25 protein-coding genes are annotated in these 20,967 nt (G+C 38.0%); 23 read left to right on the forward strand and 2 right to left on the reverse strand.

The window, feature by feature from the left end:
• Positions 1-4: 4 nt before the first annotated feature.
• The 11 genes from mutL (at position 5) to CEY16_RS02820 (ending at position 10,612) form a co-directional block, all read left to right on the forward strand.
• A complete protein-coding gene (gene mutL / locus CEY16_RS02770; RefSeq protein WP_101330439.1) occupies positions 5-1,825 on the forward strand; it encodes a DNA mismatch repair endonuclease MutL in 1,821 nt (606 codons plus the stop codon).
• 17 nt (positions 1,826-1,842) lie between these two features.
• A complete protein-coding gene (gene miaA, locus CEY16_RS02775; RefSeq protein ID WP_101330440.1) occupies positions 1,843-2,796 on the forward strand; it encodes a tRNA (adenosine(37)-N6)-dimethylallyltransferase MiaA in 954 nt (317 codons plus the stop codon).
• 25 nt (positions 2,797-2,821) lie between these two features.
• Entirely contained in the window at positions 2,822-3,043 is a 222-nt protein-coding gene (gene hfq, locus CEY16_RS02780) for an RNA chaperone Hfq (RefSeq protein ID WP_101330441.1), read from the forward strand.
• 127 nt (positions 3,044-3,170) lie between these two features.
• A complete protein-coding gene (hflX, locus tag CEY16_RS02785) occupies positions 3,171-4,424 on the forward strand; it encodes a GTPase HflX (protein WP_101330442.1) in 1,254 nt (417 codons plus the stop codon).
• A 7-nt stretch (positions 4,425-4,431) separates the two neighbouring features.
• On the forward strand, positions 4,432-5,658 hold the full coding sequence (locus CEY16_RS02790) for a methionine gamma-lyase family protein (protein WP_420795515.1): 1,227 nt from the start codon (positions 4,432-4,434) through the stop codon (positions 5,656-5,658).
• A gap of 110 nt (positions 5,659-5,768) precedes the next feature.
• Positions 5,769-6,179 (forward strand): MerR family transcriptional regulator, encoded by a 411-nt coding sequence (locus tag CEY16_RS02795; protein WP_101330444.1) that lies wholly within the window; start codon positions 5,769-5,771, stop codon positions 6,177-6,179.
• A gap of 33 nt (positions 6,180-6,212) precedes the next feature.
• Complete coding sequence (glnA, locus tag CEY16_RS02800; RefSeq protein WP_101330445.1) at positions 6,213-7,547, forward strand: type I glutamate--ammonia ligase; 1,335 nt, start codon at positions 6,213-6,215, stop codon at positions 7,545-7,547.
• Positions 7,548-7,954: 407 nt separating this feature from the next.
• Entirely contained in the window at positions 7,955-8,398 is a 444-nt protein-coding gene (locus tag CEY16_RS02805) for a hypothetical protein (RefSeq protein WP_101330446.1), read from the forward strand.
• Positions 8,399-8,435: 37 nt separating this feature from the next.
• Complete coding sequence (locus tag CEY16_RS02810) at positions 8,436-8,813, forward strand: hypothetical protein (protein ID WP_101330447.1); 378 nt, start codon at positions 8,436-8,438, stop codon at positions 8,811-8,813.
• Between the two features lie 60 nt (positions 8,814-8,873).
• Positions 8,874-9,206, forward strand: coding sequence for a DnaJ family domain-containing protein (locus CEY16_RS02815; protein ID WP_101330448.1), 333 nt, complete (start codon positions 8,874-8,876; stop codon positions 9,204-9,206).
• Between the two features lie 146 nt (positions 9,207-9,352).
• The gene (locus CEY16_RS02820; protein ID WP_101330449.1) at positions 9,353-10,612 is read left to right on the forward strand and encodes a DNA polymerase IV; all 1,260 of its coding nucleotides are present in this window, start codon (positions 9,353-9,355) and stop codon (positions 10,610-10,612) included.
• A gap of 69 nt (positions 10,613-10,681) precedes the next feature.
• Here the strand turns inward: CEY16_RS02820 and lexA are convergent, their stop codons facing one another.
• The gene (gene lexA / locus CEY16_RS02825; RefSeq protein WP_101330450.1) at positions 10,682-11,302 is read right to left on the reverse strand and encodes a transcriptional repressor LexA; all 621 of its coding nucleotides are present in this window, start codon (positions 11,300-11,302) and stop codon (positions 10,682-10,684) included.
• Between the two features lie 173 nt (positions 11,303-11,475).
• On the opposite strand from lexA, the gene CEY16_RS02830 reads away from it, so the two are divergent.
• From CEY16_RS02830 to CEY16_RS02885, 12 genes are all read left to right on the forward strand, one after another.
• Complete coding sequence (locus CEY16_RS02830; RefSeq protein ID WP_101330451.1) at positions 11,476-11,709, forward strand: DUF896 domain-containing protein; 234 nt, start codon at positions 11,476-11,478, stop codon at positions 11,707-11,709.
• A 148-nt stretch (positions 11,710-11,857) separates the two neighbouring features.
• Complete coding sequence (gene tkt / locus CEY16_RS02835; protein ID WP_101330452.1) at positions 11,858-13,864, forward strand: transketolase; 2,007 nt, start codon at positions 11,858-11,860, stop codon at positions 13,862-13,864.
• A 109-nt stretch (positions 13,865-13,973) separates the two neighbouring features.
• Positions 13,974-14,399 (forward strand): sporulation inhibitor of replication protein SirA, encoded by a 426-nt coding sequence (gene sirA, locus CEY16_RS02840; protein WP_162297828.1) that lies wholly within the window; start codon positions 13,974-13,976, stop codon positions 14,397-14,399.
• Positions 14,400-14,471: 72 nt separating this feature from the next.
• Positions 14,472-14,708 (forward strand): YneF family protein, encoded by a 237-nt coding sequence (locus tag CEY16_RS02845; protein WP_101330454.1) that lies wholly within the window; start codon positions 14,472-14,474, stop codon positions 14,706-14,708.
• Positions 14,709-14,859: 151 nt separating this feature from the next.
• Positions 14,860-15,561, forward strand: a complete 702-nt coding sequence (locus CEY16_RS02850) for a cytochrome c biogenesis CcdA family protein (RefSeq protein WP_101330455.1) — start codon at positions 14,860-14,862, stop codon at positions 15,559-15,561.
• Positions 15,562-15,628: 67 nt separating this feature from the next.
• Positions 15,629-16,084, forward strand: a complete 456-nt coding sequence (locus tag CEY16_RS02855) for a Na(+)/H(+) antiporter subunit B (RefSeq protein ID WP_101330456.1) — start codon at positions 15,629-15,631, stop codon at positions 16,082-16,084.
• A gap of 6 nt (positions 16,085-16,090) precedes the next feature.
• On the forward strand, positions 16,091-16,570 hold the full coding sequence (locus tag CEY16_RS02860; protein ID WP_274379927.1) for a CcdC family protein: 480 nt from the start codon (positions 16,091-16,093) through the stop codon (positions 16,568-16,570).
• A gap of 127 nt (positions 16,571-16,697) precedes the next feature.
• Positions 16,698-17,342: a hypothetical protein gene (locus CEY16_RS02865; protein WP_101330457.1), complete on the forward strand. Its 645-nt coding sequence runs from the start codon at positions 16,698-16,700 to the stop codon at positions 17,340-17,342.
• Positions 17,338-18,081 (forward strand): cytochrome c biogenesis CcdA family protein, encoded by a 744-nt coding sequence (locus CEY16_RS02870; RefSeq protein ID WP_101330458.1) that lies wholly within the window; start codon positions 17,338-17,340, stop codon positions 18,079-18,081. Before CEY16_RS02865 ends, CEY16_RS02870 begins: the two co-directional genes overlap by 5 nt.
• Before the next feature lie 3 nt (positions 18,082-18,084).
• A complete protein-coding gene (locus CEY16_RS02875; protein WP_338015871.1) occupies positions 18,085-18,672 on the forward strand; it encodes a redoxin domain-containing protein in 588 nt (195 codons plus the stop codon).
• 39 nt (positions 18,673-18,711) lie between these two features.
• Positions 18,712-19,407 (forward strand): response regulator transcription factor, encoded by a 696-nt coding sequence (locus CEY16_RS02880; protein WP_101330460.1) that lies wholly within the window; start codon positions 18,712-18,714, stop codon positions 19,405-19,407.
• Positions 19,382-20,473 carry a sensor histidine kinase gene (locus CEY16_RS02885; protein ID WP_101330461.1) on the forward strand — a complete coding sequence of 364 codons (1,092 nt, stop codon included), beginning with the start codon at positions 19,382-19,384 and terminating at the stop codon, positions 20,471-20,473. The genes CEY16_RS02880 and CEY16_RS02885 overlap by 26 nt, the downstream gene beginning before the upstream one ends.
• 33 nt (positions 20,474-20,506) lie before the next feature.
• Here the strand turns inward: CEY16_RS02885 and CEY16_RS02890 are convergent, their stop codons facing one another.
• Positions 20,507-20,938 carry a DUF2621 family protein gene (locus CEY16_RS02890; protein WP_101330462.1) on the reverse strand — a complete coding sequence of 144 codons (432 nt, stop codon included), beginning with the start codon at positions 20,936-20,938 and terminating at the stop codon, positions 20,507-20,509.
• Positions 20,939-20,967: the final 29 nt, after the last annotated feature.

Below are 20,967 nucleotides of genomic sequence, written 5' to 3' on the forward strand. Positions count from 1 at the left end.
TCTCATGGGTAGAATCGTTCAATTGCCAGATGATTTATCGAATAAAATTGCAGCAGGTGAAGTGGTTGAACGTCCCGCCTCTGTTATAAAAGAATTACTTGAGAATAGTATTGATGCTGGCAGCAAACGAATCAAAATAGAACTAGAAGAAGCGGGTTTGCGTTCAATCAAAGTGGTCGATGATGGTGAAGGGATTGCACCGGATGATACTGAGCGTGCGTTTTTCCGTCACGCGACCAGTAAGATTCTCGATGAATACGAATTATTCCGTGTTAAAACTTTAGGCTTCCGAGGCGAAGCTTTAGCAAGTATTGCCGCTGTCAGTCAGTTGACTTTAAGAACGTCAACAGGTGAGGAAGCAGGTACTGAGATTGTCGTTCACGGTGGAGAGATTAAAGAAAAGCAAGCGTCCACTAAACGTAGAGGAACGGAAATTTTGGTGGAGAATTTATTTTTTAATACACCTGCACGACTGAAGTATCTAAAAACGATTCACACAGAACTCGGTCATATTACCGATATCATCAATCGAATGGCGATGTCTCACCCAACGATTCGTTTTGAGTGTGTGCATAATGGGAAGCGTATGTTTCTGACACCAGGGGACGGTGAACTATTGCACGTCATTCAACAAATTTACGGGCGATCAGTCGCTCAAAATATGTACAAGCTCTCAGAGGATTCATTGGATTACAATGTGGAAGGTTATATTTCGAAGCCTGAACTCACAAGAGCGAACCGAAATTATATTTCTTTGATAGTGAATGGCCGTTTTATTAAGAACCCCGTGATTAACCGGGCCATTCTTGATGGGTACCATACATTTCTACCGATCGGGAGATATCCACTCGTCGTTCTGCAAATAGAAATGGACCCTTATTTAGTGGATGTCAACGTTCATCCTGCAAAGACGGAAGTACGGTTCAGTAAGGAAAAAGAGCTATTTAATATCATCAAGGACGCAGTATATCAGCTGTTACACGGTCAACGCTTGATTCCTTCTGGTCAGAAAAAAGAAAAGCAACCGTCTACTCAAACAGAGCTATCGTTTGATTTACAAGCACCAAAGAAGCAGGTAAATGATCAAACATTCTCATCAGACAGTTTTGATTCCCCAGTGCAGAACAATCAACCACATATTCGAGAAACGCTCGATTTTGATAAAGGAGAAGAGGAGCATCAACAATCGGTTGCTCCTAATCCATTTCAAACAAGCGAGGTTGAAGATCACGAATCATATAAGCGGATGCCTACACTTTACCCTATCGGTCAGTTACACGGCACGTATATTTTAGCTCAAAATGATGAAGGGTTATATATGATTGATCAGCACGCTGCACAAGAACGAATCAAATACGAGTATTACAAAGAGAAATTAGGTAATCCTGAACGTGAAACGCAGGAGTTATCAGTGCCTATAACATTCGAGTTTACAGCTCGAGAAGTTATAGCGATTGAAGAGAACAGGGAACAATTAGAGGATGTCGGACTGTTTCTCGAGCCTTTCGGTGACCAAAGCTACATTGTGAGGTCTCACCCAAGTTGGTTTCCGAACGGGGAAGAAGAGTCCATCATCAGAGATATGGTAGATGAGTTGATTACGGACCAAACGATTTCTGTAGATAAAATTAGAGAAGAAGCGGCGATTTTAATGTCTTGTAAAAGATCGATCAAGGCCAATCACTATTTGAACCATCAAGAAATGGACTATCTTCTAAAAGAATTACAAACTTGCACAGATCCTTTTACGTGCCCACACGGCCGTCCGATTGTCATTCATTTTAGTGAGTATGAACTTCAAAAAATGTTTAAACGCATCATGTAAATTAGGTGGTTACAAATATGAAGCCAATTGTCGTAAGTATCATAGGTCCAACTGCTGTCGGGAAGTCCGCGCTAGGAATCGAACTAGCCAAAAAATTCGACGGTGAAGTCATCAACGGGGACTCCATGCAGATCTATAAAGAGTTCGATATCGGAACGGCCAAAGTGACAGAAGAAGAGATGGATGGTGTACCGCATCATTTATTGGATTTTCTAGATCCCAGTGAGTCATACTCTGCTGCGGATTTCAAAAAGGATTTAAAAGAAAAAGTAGAAGACATCGTTGGAAGGAACAAGCTACCCATCGTCGTCGGAGGCACCGGATTTTATATACATTCAGCCCTCTTTGATTTCACCTTTTCTGACTCTAAACGAGACGATTCATTTGAAAAGGAAATGCTAGATCATGTAGAGCAAAATGGAATTGAACCTTATTTTGAAAAATTGAAATCGATCGATCCGGACTATGCTGAGAAAATACACCCTCATAATATCCGACGAGTCATCCGTGCGTTGGAAGTCTATGAAAGAAGCGGGCAAACCATGACCTCGATTGAAGAGAATCAGGAAGCTCACTCCCCGTTTCGCCCAATTATCATTGGGTTAGAGATTGAGCGAGAAACCCTTTACGATCGAATCAATAACCGTGTAAAGGACATGATGGATTCAGGATTATTAGCAGAAGTTGAAAGCGTTTATAAGAAGTACGGAAAAGATGCTCAAGGTATGCAGGCTATTGGGTATAAAGAGTTTATTCCTTATTTTGACGGGGAATATGAACTAGACGAAGCGATCCGTCTGGTACAAAGGAATACGAGACGTTTTGCGAAAAGACAGCTGACTTACTATCGGAACAAGCTCCCAGACGTGCATTGGTATAACATCGACCCTGAAAATTACAGGAAAGATTTTTCAACAATTTTTTCAGATTTAGAAGGAATGTTAAAGAGTTTGGAGAATAGTAATCAGTAACAGATAGAAAGAGGAGGAAACAAAAATGGCAAACGCGACAAATGTGCAGGATACGTATCTTAATACTCTTCGTAAGGAAAAGATTCAATTGACTGTATTCCTAACAAATGGGTTTCAGTTACGTGGAATCATTAAATCATTCGATAATTTTACGATTTTATTGGAAACCGACGGAAAACAGCAATTAATCTTTAAACATGCGATATCCACATTTGCACCTGTCAGAAACATTGATCTGGAATCATAATTGATAGATGATTCCTTATGTGAGCTTGCACACTTTCGTGCAGGCTCTTTTCTTTTGGCAAAACGGTTTAAGTACACCTTCATTAGGGATATAATAATTTTATAAATTCATTTCAAGGAGACTATCTATGGAAGAACAAGCGATATTAGTTGGCTGCCAACTACAACAAGATTCTGATGAGCAATTTAGAACTTCGATGGAAGAGCTCCGTGCACTTGCTGAAACAGTGGATGCGGAAATTGAAGAAGTTTTTATCCAAAAACGTGACAGAATGCATCCTTCACTTTTCCTAGGTACAGGAAAGGTAGAGGAAATAAAGGAATACATTGAAGAGCACGAGATCGAACTGATTATCATGAATAGTGAATTGACGCCTTCGCAATCAAGGAATTTATCTAACAAATGGAATGTGAAATTAATTGACCGAACACAGTTGATTTTAGATATCTTCGCCATGAGGGCTCGAACAAAAGAGGGTAAATTGCAAGTTGAATTAGCACAGCTACAGTACTTATTACCTCGTTTATCTGGGCAGGGTGAAGCTTTGTCCCGTCTAGGTGGTGGAATAGGTACGAGAGGTCCAGGTGAAACCAAACTGGAAACAGATCGACGCCATATTCAACGCCGTATTACTGATATCAAACAATCATTAGATCAAGTGGTCAATCAAAGAAATCAATATCGGGAAAGAAGGAAGCATCAATCAGCCTTCCAAATTTCGATCGTCGGGTATACGAACGCAGGAAAATCTACTCTGTTCAATCAATTAACTAATGAAGTTTCGTTGGAAGAGGACAAGCTATTCGCCACACTGGATCCATTAACGAGGAAAGTAGATCTACCTAGTGGGTTCCAGGCTATCGTTTCCGATACTGTAGGGTTCATACAACAATTACCTACTACTTTGATCGCAGCTTTCCGATCAACATTGGAGGAAGTAACTCAGTCAGATTTCATTTTATTAGTCGTAGATAGTTCAGATCCAAAAGCGATTGAACAAGAGAAGACTGTGCGAAAAATCCTTGAAGAGCTGGAGGCCGATCACATCCCTACTCTAACTGTTTATAATAAGTCTGACTTATTGAAAGATGAATTTTTCCCTTATTCAAAGCCTAATATCTTGATGACTGCAAAAGCTAAAAGTGATATTCATCGGTTGAAAGAATATATTGAACAAGTTGTTAAGCAAGAATGGGAAAAGTACAAAGTCGAGGTTGCCGCAGATGAGGGTAAGTTGCTCCACCGAATAAAAGAACAGACGATTTTGAGTGAAAGGTCATTCAATGAGGACACACAAGAATACGAGGTATCAGGGTTTGTGAATCCTACCTCGCCACTTTACCACCAACTGACAAAGAGAGTGAACAAAAATAATGAATAACCAAATACTGAATAAAATAAATGAAACAGAAAATAAAATGAATCAACAATTGAAAAACATCCAAAGTATTGTAACAGCTAATCAAGAGAAAGTGCTAAATGCTTTTCAAAAACTACAAATCAGTGACTTCCATTTCAGTCCCTCGACTGGATACGGATATGATGATTCAGGTCGTGAACAATTAGAACGGCTCTATGCTGAAGTATTTAATTCTGAGGATGCCTTGGTGCGTCCTCAGATTGTTTCTGGTACACATGCGATCACCACTGCTTTATTTGGTGTGCTTCGGCCAGGAGACGAACTAGTATCCATTACAGGAAGACCTTACGATACTTTAGAAAATGTCATTGGCATTAAAGAAAAGAATGATGGATCATTACGGGATTATCAAATCGAATACAGCGAAGTTGCATTGACTGAAGATGGTCATATGGATTATGAAGCTATTAAAGCTGCAATTACACCAAAAACTAGAATGATAGCCATCCAACGATCAAAAGGCTATGCAGATCGTCCATCATTCTCGATCAAAGAAATAAGAGACGTGATCCGTTTTGTGAAGGGAATAAGATCCGACATAATTGTTTTTGTAGACAATTGTTACGGGGAATTTGTTGAGCTAGAAGAACCCACCGAAGCAGGTGCCGATCTCATCGCAGGATCATTAATAAAAAATCCAGGCGGAGGCTTAGCAAAAACCGGAGGATACATAGTAGGTAAAAATCATTTGATTGAAAAGTGCGCAAACTGGTTAGTGGCACCTGGACTAGGTAAAGAGACAGGCGCAAGTCTTTATAGTCTTCAAGAAATGTACCAAGGCTTCTTTCTGGCGCCCCATGTTGTGGGAGAGGCATTAAAAGGTGCCATGTATACAGCTACTCTACTCTCTTCAGAAGGTTATACGACTACTCCCGGACCAAATGATTCGAGGACCGATCTGATTCAATCTGTAACGTTTTCAACGAAAGAAGAGATGATCACCTTTGCACAAGAAATCCAACAACAATCGCCAATCAACTCTCATGTAACTCCACATGCCAGTTATATGCCAGGGTACGACCATGACGTAATCATGGCTGCCGGGACTTTCATTCAAGGGGCAAGTCTTGAATTAACAGCTGACGGTCCGATTAGACAGCCATATACTCTCTATGTTCAAGGTGGACTAACTTATGAGCATGTAAAATTAGCCATCACTAAAGGCGTTTTAAAAATTCAAACAGGGGAAAAGTAACTTAGACGTATGTCTAGGTTATTTTTTTATATTTTCATGTAAACTTTCCTGACATCAGTTGACATTTATAATAACACTGTATATAATAGTTTTATCTTGGAGGTGTTGGTATGCAACTGAATGATCGAAAGTCAATGCCATTATTTCCTATTAGTATCGTTACCGAGCTTACAGAATTGACTGCTCGCCAAATTCGATATTATGAAGAAAAAGGTTTAGTGATGCCTAAGCGATCAGATGGGAACCGTCGTTTGTTTTCTTTTTATGACGTGGACCGATTGCTTGAAATCAAGGAATTGATTGATCAAGGTGTAAATTTAGCAGGAATTAAACAAGTACTTAGAATGAAATTGGAAGATCCGCAAGTTGCCCAGAAAAGTGTTGAGGAAAAACAACCATCTGAAAAACGGGATCTTACTGAGAAAGAATTGCATAATTTGCTTCGTAAAGAATTGATCGAGGCTGGTTATGGTAGTAAATCGTCCATGATACAGGGGGACCTTTCGAGGTTCTACCATTAATATATGGAATAAAAACTTTTAGGAGGAAACATTTTGTCAAAGATTACGAAAAAAGATATTTACAAGAGACTTGAAGAGGAAAATGTACGATTCATCCGTTTACAGTTTACTGATTTATTAGGAACTATTAAAAACGTAGAAATTCCATTGAGCCAACTTGATAAAGCATTGGATAACAAAATGACATTTGATGGTTCTTCGATTGAAGGTTTTGTAAGAATTGAAGAGTCAGACATGCTTCTACATCCAGATTTAGATACTTTTGTGGTTTTCCCATGGACTTCAGATAAAGGGAAAGTCGCTCGTTTCATTTGTGACATATATAATCCCGATGGTTCACCTTTCAAAGGTTGCCCTCGTTATAACTTGAAGCGAAACTTAGAAGAGATGGAGAAATTAGGTTTCACTGCTTTCAATATTGGTACTGAGCCAGAGTTCTTCTTATTCAAGTTGAACGAAGCTGGAGATCCAACAATGGAATTGAATGATAAAGGTGGTTATTTCGACTTAGCACCTACTGATTTAGGTGAAAATTGCCGCCGTGATATCGTACTTGAGTTAGAAGAAATGGGCTTTGAAATCGAAGCTTCTCACCACGAGGTAGCTCCTGGTCAGCACGAAATCGACTTCAAATATTCTGATGCTGTTAAGCACGCAGATGATATCCAGACGTTTAAATTAGTTGTAAAAACGATTGCTCGTAAGCACGGCCTACATGCAACATTCATGCCGAAACCATTATTCGGTGTGAACGGTTCAGGTATGCACGCGAACATGTCTTTATTCGATAAAAAAGGTAACGCGTTCTATGATCCAAAAGGAGAACAAGAGCTTAGTAAAGTAGCTTATCAGTTCACAGCTGGAATCATCAAGCACGCTGTTAACTTCACTGCTGTAACAAACCCGACTGTTAACTCTTACAAGCGTTTAGTACCAGGTTATGAAGCGCCTTGTTATGTAGCTTGGTCTGGTCAAAACCGTAGCCCACTAGTACGTGTACCAGCAGCACGTGGTATGAGTACTCGTATCGAGGCTCGTAGTGTTGACCCTTCAGCGAACCCATACATGGCTCTATCTGTTTTATTAGCAGCAGGACTAGATGGTGTACGCAACAAAATGGAAGCTCCTGAACCAGTTGACCGCAACATCTATGTAATGAACAAGAAAGAACGTGAAGAAAACGGAGTTCAAGATCTACCAGCCACTCTATATGATGCGCTAGTGAAATTGAACGAAGATGAAGTTATCAAAGAAGCTCTAGGTGAGCACTTGTTAGAACACTTCCTTGAATCAAAAGAGATTGAATGGGATATGTTCCGTACACAAGTACACCCTTGGGAGCGCGAACAGTATTTGAGTAGTTATTAATATACTAAACCCTTTGATCCATAACGGTTCAAAGGGTTTTTATCTTTTGTAGGACATGATTGATATTATCGCACCCATGATTACACCCATAAAACACCCATGAAAGTTGAAATCATTTTACCTAGTTTGAATTAATTAATTTTAAAAACGTTAATATACCAGTCTTTTGACCTCTTTTGATTTGTGTTGATTCACCTTTAACATGTTCCGTACGCAAGTACACCCTTGGGAGCGCGAACAGTATTTAAGTAGTTACTAATAAATTAGATCCTTTGAGCTGTAATGGTTCAAAGGGTTTTTGTTTTTTGAAATATATAGCTTAGAATAGAGCACCCATAAATCTACCGAATTTTTTGAAGGATTTTCTTGTTAGTTGTCGAATAATGTTTATTATGGAGGTGTGCTTTATGAAGAAAATAATAGCTAGTTGGTTTATTAAAACCGCATGGCCATTTATTTTAAAATTATTAATTAGATATGCTGAAGAGATTGTACAAATAGTTATATACCGTATCAAGAAAATGATTAAAGAAAGTCAATTAAATAAGGAAAAAGTATACAATGATGAAATTGCAGAAAAAGAAGGTCAATTAGCACAAACAACTAATGAAAGTGTTAAAGCTCGTTTGCGTAAAGAAATACATGAATTAAAAATTAAATTGGAATCTACAGATAGCTCTTATCAAGAGATGGAACAAATTATAAGAGGCACAGAAGAAAAATTAATCTTAGATGTAAAAGAAAAAACAAAAGAATTAAAAGCAGATGAATTTATTAATAAAAACACTAGTAAATTAGAACTTAAAGATTCAAAAACGCTACTATTGGATAACGATAAAGCAAACAAGTGATGTCAGAATTGTGAAATATTCGAGTAAAGGGATCATTATGTTCAGGAAAATTTCTATTGTAGTTTTAATAGCAATCTTATTAGTCAGTTGCAAAACTGGTATGTATCCTGACCCCGAAATTGTAGAAGAGGTTGGGTATGTTTTAAATAAGAGGGAATTTAACGAAAAAAATCAAATCTTATTCATCCCGGAAGAGGATATAAATAATACAAAGGTGTTAGATGAAAACAAAGACGTGGTAATAAATGAGTTGTTAGAGAATGATAAAGATCTTGTTTATTACCAAGTTACTAATGAAGAATATAAGAGTGTAATGGTGGAGGATAAGGTGATTGTAACTTATGATAAATCAACCGGACAAGAAGACTCTACTATCCCTCAAAGGGTCACTAAAAAAGTTGAAGAAGTGGAATAATCTAATTAAGGATTAAATTGCTCTACAAATTAGGTTTTTTTATAGACAGGAGGTGCCTTAATGGATAGAAAGTACAACGATTTAATAGGAGATATTTTAGAGGGAGCTGGAGAAAAAGATAGTATAAAGGAAAAAGGTGAACCACTGTCTAAAGATTATTTAGAAATGGATACATATCAACACTTTCAGAAAATAGCAAAGGATGCTGGTTATCTCCCTCCTTGGCTTAAGTTACAAAAGGAAATTTCCGAACTAGTCCATTTTTGCGAAACTGAACAAGATGTAGTAGTTATTAATGAGAAAATCAATAAACATAATAGAATTTGTCCTACACAAATGCAGAAAAATTTAATTAGCTTGAATGCATTAGAAAAAGCGAAAAGAATATGGTGAGTTACTTCCTCCTTTGTCTGCAACGAAGGAGGAATTTTTATGTTCACTTGACTATTAGCTTAAATTTCCACTTCTAAATTTTTAAGCTCCGTGATATAATACGAACAAATGTTCTTATTAAAGTTTTTCAACAAGGAGTTTTGAAAGTGGACTATTCTGGCTATCCTCGACATGATGTTTTATGCATTGATATGCGGTCATTTTACGCTAGTGTGGAGTGCGTAAAGAGAGGGTTGGATCCGCAACAGGCTTTACTTGCAGTAGTCGGTGATCCTGATCGTCCAGGTAGTATTGTGCTGGCGGCTTCACCTCGTTTAAAAAAGAAACACGGTATCAGTAACGTTAGTCGTTTCTTCGAGTTGCCGATGCATGATCCTGAGCTTGTCATCGCTAATGCTCACATGGGTGATTATGTAGAAATGTCGCTTGAAATCACGCGTCTGATGATGACACTCGTTCCGAAAGAAGCGATTCACGTATACTCAGTTGACGAACTGTGGGTGACGATTGATGGGCTTCGTAGGTTGTATGGTTCTCCTTACGAAATTGCGTATATGATTCAAAATCGTATCCGGGATCAATTCGGCATTGAATGTGTCCTAGGTATAGGTGACAATAAGTTTCTTGCGAAAGTCGTGATGGATATTCATTCGAAGAAAGCAGCTGACGGCATAGCGGAATGTAGGTATGAAGATGTTGAACGTTTGTTATGGCCGGTTCCGGTTGAAAAGATATGGGGAATTGGTAGCCGAATGATGCGCAACTTGAACAAGATGGGGATCATGACGCTTGGTCAACTGGCGAAGCACCCACTGAAGCATCTTCAAAAAAGGTTCGGGATTATGGGTGAACAACTTTATTGGCATGCCTGGGGAATTGATCTCAGTCCAGTCACCGGAAATTTCACCAAAACCGAGCAAAAAGGTTTCGGTAATGGTATTACGTTACTTAGGGATTATGAAAAAGAAGAGATTTATGCCTGTTTGTTAGATTTGTGTGAAGAAGCATGTAAGCGCGCGAGAAGAGGAGGTTATGCCGGGCGGACCATCCATCTGTCGATTGGTTATTCTTCAGAAGTAGGGGGAGGTTTCAGTCGATCGACGTCAGTTGATACGCCTACTAACGTAACGATGGATATGTATGAAGTATGCTTGACTTTGTTCCATCGCTTCTATGATGGAAGAAGTAAAATCCGCCGCGCTTCAGCGACGTTAACTAACTTGGAAGATGACGTTGCGACTCAATTAGCACTCTTTGACGACCGTGGGAAACAAGACGAGATTGGCCGCGTAATGGATGCAATAAAAGATAAGCATGGAGCTACATCGATTTTGCGGGCCAGCAGTTACACTTCTGGTGGTATTGCAGTCGATCGCTCGAAGAAAATTGGCGGGCATTTCGCTTAGTAAAAATTATAACTTAAATGGACACAAAAAAAGCTTGTAAGAAATTACTCTTACAAGCTTTTGATATTCCTAATGAACATTTCTGAATAAGCCAACGACTTTACCAAGGATCGTGACTCGATCTAAAAAGATAGGTTCCATCGTTGAATTTTCAGGTTCTAATCGATAGCGGTCTTCATCTTTGAAGAAACGCTTCACTGTCGCTTCGTCTTCTTCCGTCATCGCGACCACGATTTCACCGTTATTAGCGGTGGCTTGTTTCCTTACGATAACTAAGTCCTGATCATGGATACCCGCTTCAATCATACTTTCACCCTGTACAGTCAACACGAAAATATCTTCTTCAGTAGCAGAAATAGTGTTTGGAATTGGAAGATACTCTTCAACATTTTCGAATGCTGTAATTGGTTCACCCGCGGTTACTTTACCAATTAGGGGAGCGTAGATCGCTTCACGTTCATGAACGGCTTCTCCATCATCGTACATGATTTCGATGGCTCTAGGCTTCGTAGGGTCCCGTCTGATGAATCCCTTTTCTTCCAAACGTGCTAGGTGTCCATGGACAGTAGAACTAGAAGCTAGTCCAACTGCTTCAGCGATTTCTCTAACTGAAGGTGGATATCCTTTGGCTTTTACTTCATCATTGATAAATTCGAATATCTGCTTTTGTCTTTTCGATAGTTTTTTCATCGTTTCACCCCAAATTTTAATTCGACAATCAAGTTGCACGTACTCTGAATATACTAATTATAGCAATCTATAAATACAAAAGCAAACATTCGTTCGTAGTAAATGTTGAATTTCTTGAGATTCGTCTACTGAAACGATACAATAGTCCAAGGATAGAAAGGGTGAATATTTTTATGTTATCAGAAGGTAAAATTGAACGTATAAATGCGCTAGCCAATAAATCAAAAAAAGAAGGCCTGACAGACAAAGAGCGTGAGGAACAGAAGAATCTTCGCGAAGAATATCTTCAGTCCTTAAGGAGTTCATTCCGCAACCAGTTGAAGTCAGTAAAGGTCGTTGATCCTGAAGGTACAGATGTAACACCTGAAAAGCTGAAACAAGAAAAAGAAAATGACAAAAAACATTAGTTGCATGCAGATATTCTGTATGCTTTTTTGTTATACTTTAAGAGGAGTTTTTGAAGATACATGAAGGGTTATAGAAAAATGTATCGGAATTAACTTAATAATGAATGATAAAAAAGAGTTTTGTCGAAAGAAGGAAGGAGACTAATCAATGAGTAATTCAGTAGAACAACTATCGATTAATACAATCCGTACATTAACGATCGATGCAGTAGAAAAAGCAAGTTCAGGTCATCCTGGTATGCCGATGGGGGCAGCTCCAATGGCTTATACTCTTTGGAGTAAAATCATGAACCACAATCCTAAAAATTCTTCATGGTTCAACCGAGACCGTTTTGTTTTATCAGCAGGGCATGGATCGATGCTTCTTTATTCATTACTGCATTTATCTGGCTATAATGTATCAATGGATGATTTGAAAAACTTTCGTCAATGGGGTTCAAAAACACCCGGACACCCAGAAGTAGGACATACTGATGGTGTAGAAGCCACAACTGGCCCGCTTGGACAAGGTTTAGCAATGGCAACAGGAATGGCTATGGCTGAACGCTTCATGGCTGGTAAGTTCAACAAGGATAACTATAATGTAGTTGATCATTACACTTATAGCATCTGTGGTGATGGTGACTTAATGGAAGGTGTTTCTCAAGAATCAGCTTCACTTGCAGGTCATCTAAAGCTTGGAAAACTGATTGTAATGTATGATTCAAATGATATTTCTCTCGACGGTGATTTAGATCGATCGTTCTCTGAGAGTGTAGAGGACCGTTATCGTGCCTATGGTTGGCAAGTCATCCGAGTAGAAGATGGTAACGATACTGAAGCGATTGAAAAAGCATTGGTAGACGCGAAGGCGAACACCGAGCAACCGACAATGATCGAAGTAAAAACCGTTATTGGTTATGGTTCTCCAAACAAGTCAGGAAAATCTGACGCGCACGGTGCTCCTCTTGGTGAAGATGAAATGAAACTTGCCAAGGAACATTACAAGTGGACTCATGAACCATTCCATGTACCAGAAGAAGTTCAAAAAGACTTCGATTCAAAAGTGAAAACTCGCGGACAAAACGTTGAGAAAGAGTGGAAAGCACTTGTTGAAGAGTATAAACAACATTATCCAGAACTTGCAGAAGAATTTGAACAAGCATTGAGTGGGCAACTTCCTGCAAATTGGGATGCTGTATTGCCGTCATATGACGAGAATTCAGATGCATTAGCAACACGTGCAGCTTCTGGTGAAGTGTTAAACGCTCTATCTAAACAAATTCCTAATTTATTCGGCGGTAGTGCTGACCTTGCTGGATCGAACAAGACAGCGATTAAAGAAGAAGAAGACTTCAAATATCCGGACTACAGTGGTAGAAATGTATGGTTTGGTGTACGTGAATTCGCTATGGCTTGTGCGATGAACGGTATGGCTCTACATGGTGGACTTAAAGTATATGGTGGTACTTTCTTCGTATTCAGTGATTACTTGCGTCCGGCACTTCGTTTGTCATCTCTTATGCAAACGCCTGTGACTTATGTATTTACACATGATTCAATTGCAGTCGGTGAAGATGGCCCAACACACGAGCCAATTGAACAGCTTCCTTCTTTACGTGCAATGCCTGGACTATCATTAATCCGTCCGGCGGATGCTAATGAAACGAAAGCTGCTTGGAAACTTTCTTTAAAATCAGAAGACCAACCGACAGCTCTCGTCTTAACAAGACAAGGACTACCTGTTCTACCTAAAACAGATCAAATAGCTGAAGAAGGGGTAGAAAAAGGTGCATATGTATTAAAAGAAGCAGATAAAGAAACTCCAGACTTATTGTTACTAGCTTCAGGCTCAGAAGTACAGTTAGTTATGAAAGCAGCAGATAAATTATCTGAAGAAGGAATTCACGCTTCTGTTGTAAGTATGCCTTCTTGGGATCGTTTCGAACTACAAACGGATGAATATAAAGAAGAAGTTCTTCCAAAAGCAGTTAAAAACCGTCTAGCAGTCGAAATGGCTTCACCATTCGGTTGGGAGCGTTATACAGGAATCGACGGTGACGTATTAGGAATTCCAACATTCGGGGCATCTGCACCTGGCAATAAAGTAATGGAAGAGTACGGGTTCAATGTAGATGAAGTAGTGAAACGTGCAAAAAATTTAATATCTAAATAATTTCGAGTGATTTCGTAAAACTTAGACAAAAATAGTATTCACTTATGAATAAGAACTGACAATTTTCTAGTACTGGACTTGCTAGAATATGCCCAAAGGAGGGTATATTATGTACCAGTATTCGTTGTTTCTTTTTCGTCAGTCTTATGCAGAATATTTCTACTTTAAAATTGATTTATTATACCGATTCTTAAACTCCGATAGTCAATCGACAGTGTTCCAGCAACAACGTGAGCTTGTATTGGATCAAGTGAAATTGATAGACGTTTATCGTCTTTTGAATGCACATTTTCCTGAAGAAATGTCGGTTGACATTGGAAAACAGGTTATTATAATGAACTCTGTAGGACAAGAAGTGAAGATTGTCATGAATGATTATTCGATGGACGTATATGCTCCATCTATATTAGAGGCGGATGAGTGGTTTTTTAAATATATAAAATCACTTCATCCGCATATATTTGTTGTCAATTTTACTTCCCAGGATTACGGTTGGATGCTTCCTTTATCAAAAAATAAGCTCTATCAATTATAAATACTATTGTCATCGACCGTCCGTTCTACTATACTTAACTACTAGAGATAACGATAAGGAGGAAATATACCAATGGGCACACTTTGGGTCGTATTGATTGCCATTGCTGCATTGGTCGTTGGTTTGTTATTAGGTTTCTTAATCGCACGTAAAACGATGATGAGTTACTTACAGAAAAACCCACCAATCAATGAGCAAATGTTACGCACGATGATGATGCAGATGGGTCAGAAACCATCGCAGAAGAAAATTAATCAAATGATGCGTTCTATGAATCAGCAAATGGATTCTAATAAAAAGAAAAAGTAATATACTAAAGGGGTAAACAATACATGTTGTTTACCTCTTTTTCATTAATTAAGTATACATTTTCACATAAACGTCAAGCTTTGATTCTTTCATAGAAAACAAACTTTGTTAGGATAAGGATAGTTAGGTTCGAAGGTTAGGAGAGATTTAAATGGATGTGAATATATTTTTAGCCTTTGGTGCAGGGTTTTTATCCTTCATATCACCATGTGTGCTGCCACTTTATCCAGTGTTCTTATCTTATATCACTGGTATGAGTGTAGAAGAACTGAAAACGGAAAATGCAATGCTTAGAAAGAGGAGTATGCTACATACTTTATTTTTCTTAATTGGATTTTCTTCTATTTTTATCATGATTGGATTTTCAGGCTATTTTATCGGGGATCTATTCTTGCAATATCGAGATATGATTCGTCAAATTGGTGCAATCTTAATTATATTCTTCGGGTTCGTCATGATTGGAGTCTTTAATTTCGAATTCCTCATGAAAGAAAGAAAAGTGACGATTAAGAACCGTCCTGCTGGATATGTAGGGACATTATTGATTGGAATGGCGTTTTCCATGAGCTGGACACCTTGTACAGGGCCGATTCTAGCTGCTGTTATCGCTCTAGCCTATACAAACCCTGAATCAGGTGTACTCTTGATGTCAGCTTATTCTTTAGGCTTCTCGATACCATTCTTCATCATGTCATTCTTTATTGGAAAAATGAACTGGTTGAAAAAGAACGCTCAAAAGATCGTGCATATTGGCGGGTACGTTTTAATCGTACTTGGGGTTGCATTATTCTTTGATTGGTTACGAATTCTTACAGCTTATTTAGCTAACTTCTTTGGATTCTCTGGTTTTTAAGGTAACAGTGTCAATTTTATCAATGATATATTACAATGAGAGTATCAATTAATAAAGGTGATTATCTATGAAACGTACTAATGATTTAATTTTAAGGACAACAACTCAACTAATCGCATTTATTTTATTAGGATTTTCGGTTTATCTTTTCTTTGCAGGCCACAATAATCCAGGCGGAGGTTTCATTGGTGGATTGATGACGGCTGCTGCATTTATTTTAATGTATATGACTTATGGGTATGAGCGAATCACGAGGATTTTGCCTCTTAACTTCCGGTTGGTATTTGTGACTGGATTATTGATTGCAACTTTGTCAGGCGTGGGAGCAATCTTCTTCGATCAACAATTTCTAAGTCAAGCTGATGGTTATTTTCAGCTACCGATATTCGGGGAAAAACACCTAGCTACTGCAGTTTTGTTTGACCTGGGTGTATATTTAGCTGTTGTGGGTGTAACGATGACAATAATATTGTCTATTGCAACAGATCAGAAGAGTGACGAAGTTGAAGAGTCGGGAGTGTAATGAGTAGTGTTAGATCATCCGTTATTTCCGATATTTGCGAGCGTTTTAGCAGTAGTGATGGCTTCAGGCATGATAGTTGTACGTATGCGTGCTGCTAAAAAGCCAGCAAGTGTAAAGAAAATTGTATTACCTCCACTGTTTATGAGCACAGGTTCTTTGATGTTTTTGTTCCCTTTCTTTCAAGTAACATGGTTACAGGTAGCAGAAGCTATGAGTGTAGGCATTGCGTTTTCCATTCTTTTAATTATAACTTCTAATTTTGAAGTGAAAGAGGACAAGATTTACCTTAAGCCATCTAAAGCCTTTGGGTTCATACTTGTATTTCTTTTACTAGCAAGATTAGTTCTGAAAGCTGTGCTAGGCCAAGACATCTCAGTAGGGGAAATTAGTGGAATGTTTTACTTGCTAGCACTCGGAATGTTGGTGACCTGGCGCATTGCCATGTTAGTTAAGTATTTAAAACTGAGAGAAAAAATAATCATTTAAACAGAAAAATAAATAGATGGATTGATCCGCAAGTGGAAATCTCACTTGTGGATTTTTTTATTTTCATCAAACTTTCACATTACTTAGATATGATAAATGAAACCAATCATGAAAAGGAAGGTCAAACATGTCTACCACCATCATCTTACATATTACTTCTTTGATTATCAGCTTTGCAGGTGGTTTCTTATTATTCTATATCTTATCGCACGAACAACATAAGTTTCGTATGAAAGCTATGGAAGAATCAGCCAACACCATCATTTTGCTTGTTCTCTATATCCAATTGGCCAAAGTGCTTTTAAAAGTTGAATTATTTTTAAGCGATCCGATTGCTGTGTTGAGCTATCCAAGCAATGCTGCTTCTCTTTACCTTGCAACGGTAATGGTAATTATTCATTTATGGATTTCTAATCAAAAGAAGAGAGAAATATCGACTCATTCAATTCTCTCTCTTGCCGTCATTATGATTGGTAGTTCATTCGTTTATGAGTTTCTGCAAGTAACTTGGTTCAATAACACATTATCTTGGAAGTACTTATTTGTTTTATTCTTTACATTGTTAGGTTACCTAGTGGTTCAAAATAGATTTAATCCGCTTCAACAGATATTATTCATTGTATTTATTTGGGGAGCAGGGCAACTGATTATTTCAATTACGTTGCCGTTCATAACCATTTTCAACTATATGATCTCACCCTTGTTTATATTGAGTATTATGTTATTTGCCATAGTAAGCATTTTTGGGGTTCAGAGAAAAGGAGTGAATTGATTTGGAAACAGATGTAACTATTTGGATAGCTTTAGGTGCTGGAATACTATCTTTCCTTTCTCCATGTACTTTGCCATTATTTCCAGCGTACTTATCATATATTACTGGAATGTCTGTTAAAGAGCTCGAAACAAATCGAAGCTCAAAAGTAAGAAGTAAATTGATTATTCATTCCATTTTCTTTCTAACAGGAGTATCTGTCATATTCTTAAGTATTGGGGTAGGTGTATCTTTGCTAGGTGGATGGATGCAAACGCTTCTCGTTGGAGAATCTGGATTATTTATTCAAAGGTTAGCTGGTATCTTCATCATCGTGATGGGACTGTTTGTAGCCGGATGGTTAAATATCCCAACACTATATAAGGAAAAGAAATTCAGATTTACAAGTAAGCCTGCAGGATATTTAGGCACCTTTTTTGTAGGATTAGGTTTTGCGGCTGGTTGGACCCCGTGTATCGGGCCGATCTTCGCCTCGATATTGGTCATAGCTGCCAGTAATCCTTCACAGGGCACCATTTATACTTTGTTTTATATCATCGGTTTCGCAATACCGTTCCTAGTTCTTACATTTTTCATTGGATCTACAAGGTGGATCGTTCGTTACAGTAATAAAATCATGAAAATCGGTGGAATTATCATGGTTTTCATGGGTGTTCTATTATTTACGGGTCAGATGGCTAGGATATCTAACTTTTTATTACGCCTAGTCGGTGATAGCTGGTTTTCAAATTTAGGTTAGGGAGTGTATGAATTGAAGAAGACGATTATTATAATAGTTTTAGTAGGTATGCTTAGTTACGCGTTATTTGATCTATTTTTATCTGATGATGAAAGTGTGAATCAAAGTAACACTGAAAAAGAGGATTATACTATCCAGAGTGATTCAGAGGACAGCGAAGTAGAAGCTGATGTCGGGCTTGATATCGGTAGTGAAGCTCCAGATTTTGAAGTGGAGACTTTAAAAGGGGAAACCGTGAAGCTTTCTGATTACAGAGGAGAGAAAATCATGCTTAACTTCTGGGGTACTTGGTGTCCTCCTTGCAGGGCTGAGATGCCTGACATGCAGAAGTTCTATGAGGAGCACGACGTGACTATTTTAGCAATGAACTTGTTTGATACTGAAAGTAGTATGCAAGATGTAGAAGACTTTGTAGAAGATTTCGGTCTAACTTTTCCCGTGTTAATTGATGAAGGGGAGGTTGCTACTGATTATCAGGTCATTCCTGTACCTACTTCATATATGATAGACTCCAATGGTATTATCCAGTACAAAAGGTTAGGTGTCATGAATTATGACATGATGGTGCAAGAGTTGGAAAAAATGAATTAAGTCCCATTATTGATTATAATGGGGTTTGAGGTGTAATTAATGAAACAAACCATATTAGTTGTAGAAGACGATCAAATGATTCGTCAGCTGATTAAGATATATTTGGAGAAAAATAATTATCATGTGGTTGAGGCTGAAGATGGGATACAGGCGAAAGAGGTTTTTCTGAAACATCAACCTTGTCTGGTCATCTTGGACTTAATGTTGCCAAAACTTTCTGGAGAAGAGTTTTGCAAATGGGTGAAAGAAGGAAATGATCAAGAAATCTCTATCATTATGCTGTCAGCCAAGGCTCAAGTTGAAGACAAGATTAATGGCTTACGTATAGGAGCAGATGATTATCTGACAAAGCCGTTTGAACCAGAAGAACTAATTGCTCATGTAGAAGCCGTTTTAAGAAGGACCGGACAATATTGCCAAAAGATTACGTTCGACGGCCTAAGTATCAAAGTGCGAAAGGGTGAGGTGTGGGATAAAGACCGACCAATCCATTTAACTAAGCACGAATTCAATTTACTATATCTATTCATGCAAAACCCGGAAGTTGTGTTTTCGCGTGATCAACTGATTGACCACATATATCCTACGCAGGAGCAAGTGATCCATGACAGAACAATCGATGCTCATATCAAGAAACTGAGAGAGAAGATTGAAACTATTCCTTCTGAACCCAAGCGAATTCAGACAGTTAGAGGAATGGGGTATAAATTTGTACCAAATAAAACAAATGCTTAACAAATTAAGAACTAGTTTACTCTTTCGTCTAAGCATTTTAAATATCATTACGATCACCTTCGTGATTATTCTGATCGGCATAGCAGTTTATAATACAGCATGTATGTTAGTGGACGGAATGAATAATCTTGGTGAACAAACTCAAGAGGAGTTTGAAAACATTCTTCTCCAATATATACTGTTTTTCAGTATCATACTCATATTGGTAACAACATTTATTCACTATTATCTGACTAAGAAATTAATTACGCCAATCAGAAAATTAATCGAATCTACAAAAAAGATTAACGAAGGTTACTATCCTGAACCAGTAGAGTATCACTCCAATGATGAAGTGGGGCAGCTGATTAAGCAATATAATCGTTTGATAGGAGACTTGGAATCAAATGATACTTTGAGAAGAAAAATGATTTCTGATCTGTCACATGAAATCAGAACGCCGGTTACCAACCTGAATGGTTATTTAAGGGCTTTGGAAAAAGGTGATTTAGAAGGTACTCCAAGCTTGTTTCATAGTTTAACTGTTGAATCTGATCGATTGAAACAAATGATAGAACAATTGAATCAGCTGAAGGATCTTGATTATTCTACCCACCAGTCTTTCAACAGGAAAGAATTTGTTGACATACAATCGCTTGTTGAGCAATCTGTCAATATGATGAAGTGGCAATCGAATGTAAAAAACATTGATATAACGGTGTCACTCGAGGCTGCAGAGATATTTTTGAATGAAGAGGGAATTCAGCGAGTGTTCAATAATTTAATAGATAATGCCATTCGTTATAACATTGGCACGAACCCAATCTATATTACAGGTAAAAAAGTTGATGGTTATTACAGGCTATCAGTATCAGGAAAAAGTATGGCTATTGATGAGAAGGATCAAGAGAAGCTGTTTGAACGTTCTTACCGGACTAATCGTTCCTCGGATATTTATCAAGAAGGTAATGGTTTAGGGTTAGCTATAGCACACGAAATAGTAGCACAACATGGTGGAAATATCGGTTTAGAGGTAAGAGGACCAATCAACGAATTTTGGTTTACCCTTCCGATAAAAAAAGAGTAAGCTTTTTGATGAGATTCAGATACATCAAGATGCTTACTCTTTTTCTAATAAGTGTTGATATGGTGTGAAATCTATGTTTTTTTCGTTCAATCGTTTCATCAAAAACTTATGATCACGTTTTGGTGTTGCTAAGATGTAGCCTTCGATCAATACGTCCAAATCAATCGATTTCTTATTTCTTTCAAGTGCAAGTTCACCAATTTTGGCTCCGATCTTTTGTTTTGCCACATCCCTGAATAATTCTGGAACAGGCTCAACTAATTCATTTAGAAGTCGTTTTTCTTCATCGCCCCACAAATGAATGGTCTGGTCTACATAATACTCTTCCCAGTCAATAATCGACTTCCCATCTTCTTTAGGCAATTTTTTTAAAAATTTTCGAAACATAAAATATCCACCGATGGTCAATAAACCTAACATGATGAAGGACCAAAGGATCAATAGTATGCTGACTATATCTGACATACAATTCACTCGTTTCGCTTGTTATAAAT

Origin of the sequence: Halalkalibacillus sediminis (assembly GCF_002844535.1) — a bacterium.
In the GTDB taxonomy this organism is placed as follows: Bacteria; Bacillota; Bacilli; order Bacillales; family Alkalibacillaceae; genus Halalkalibacillus_A; species Halalkalibacillus_A sediminis.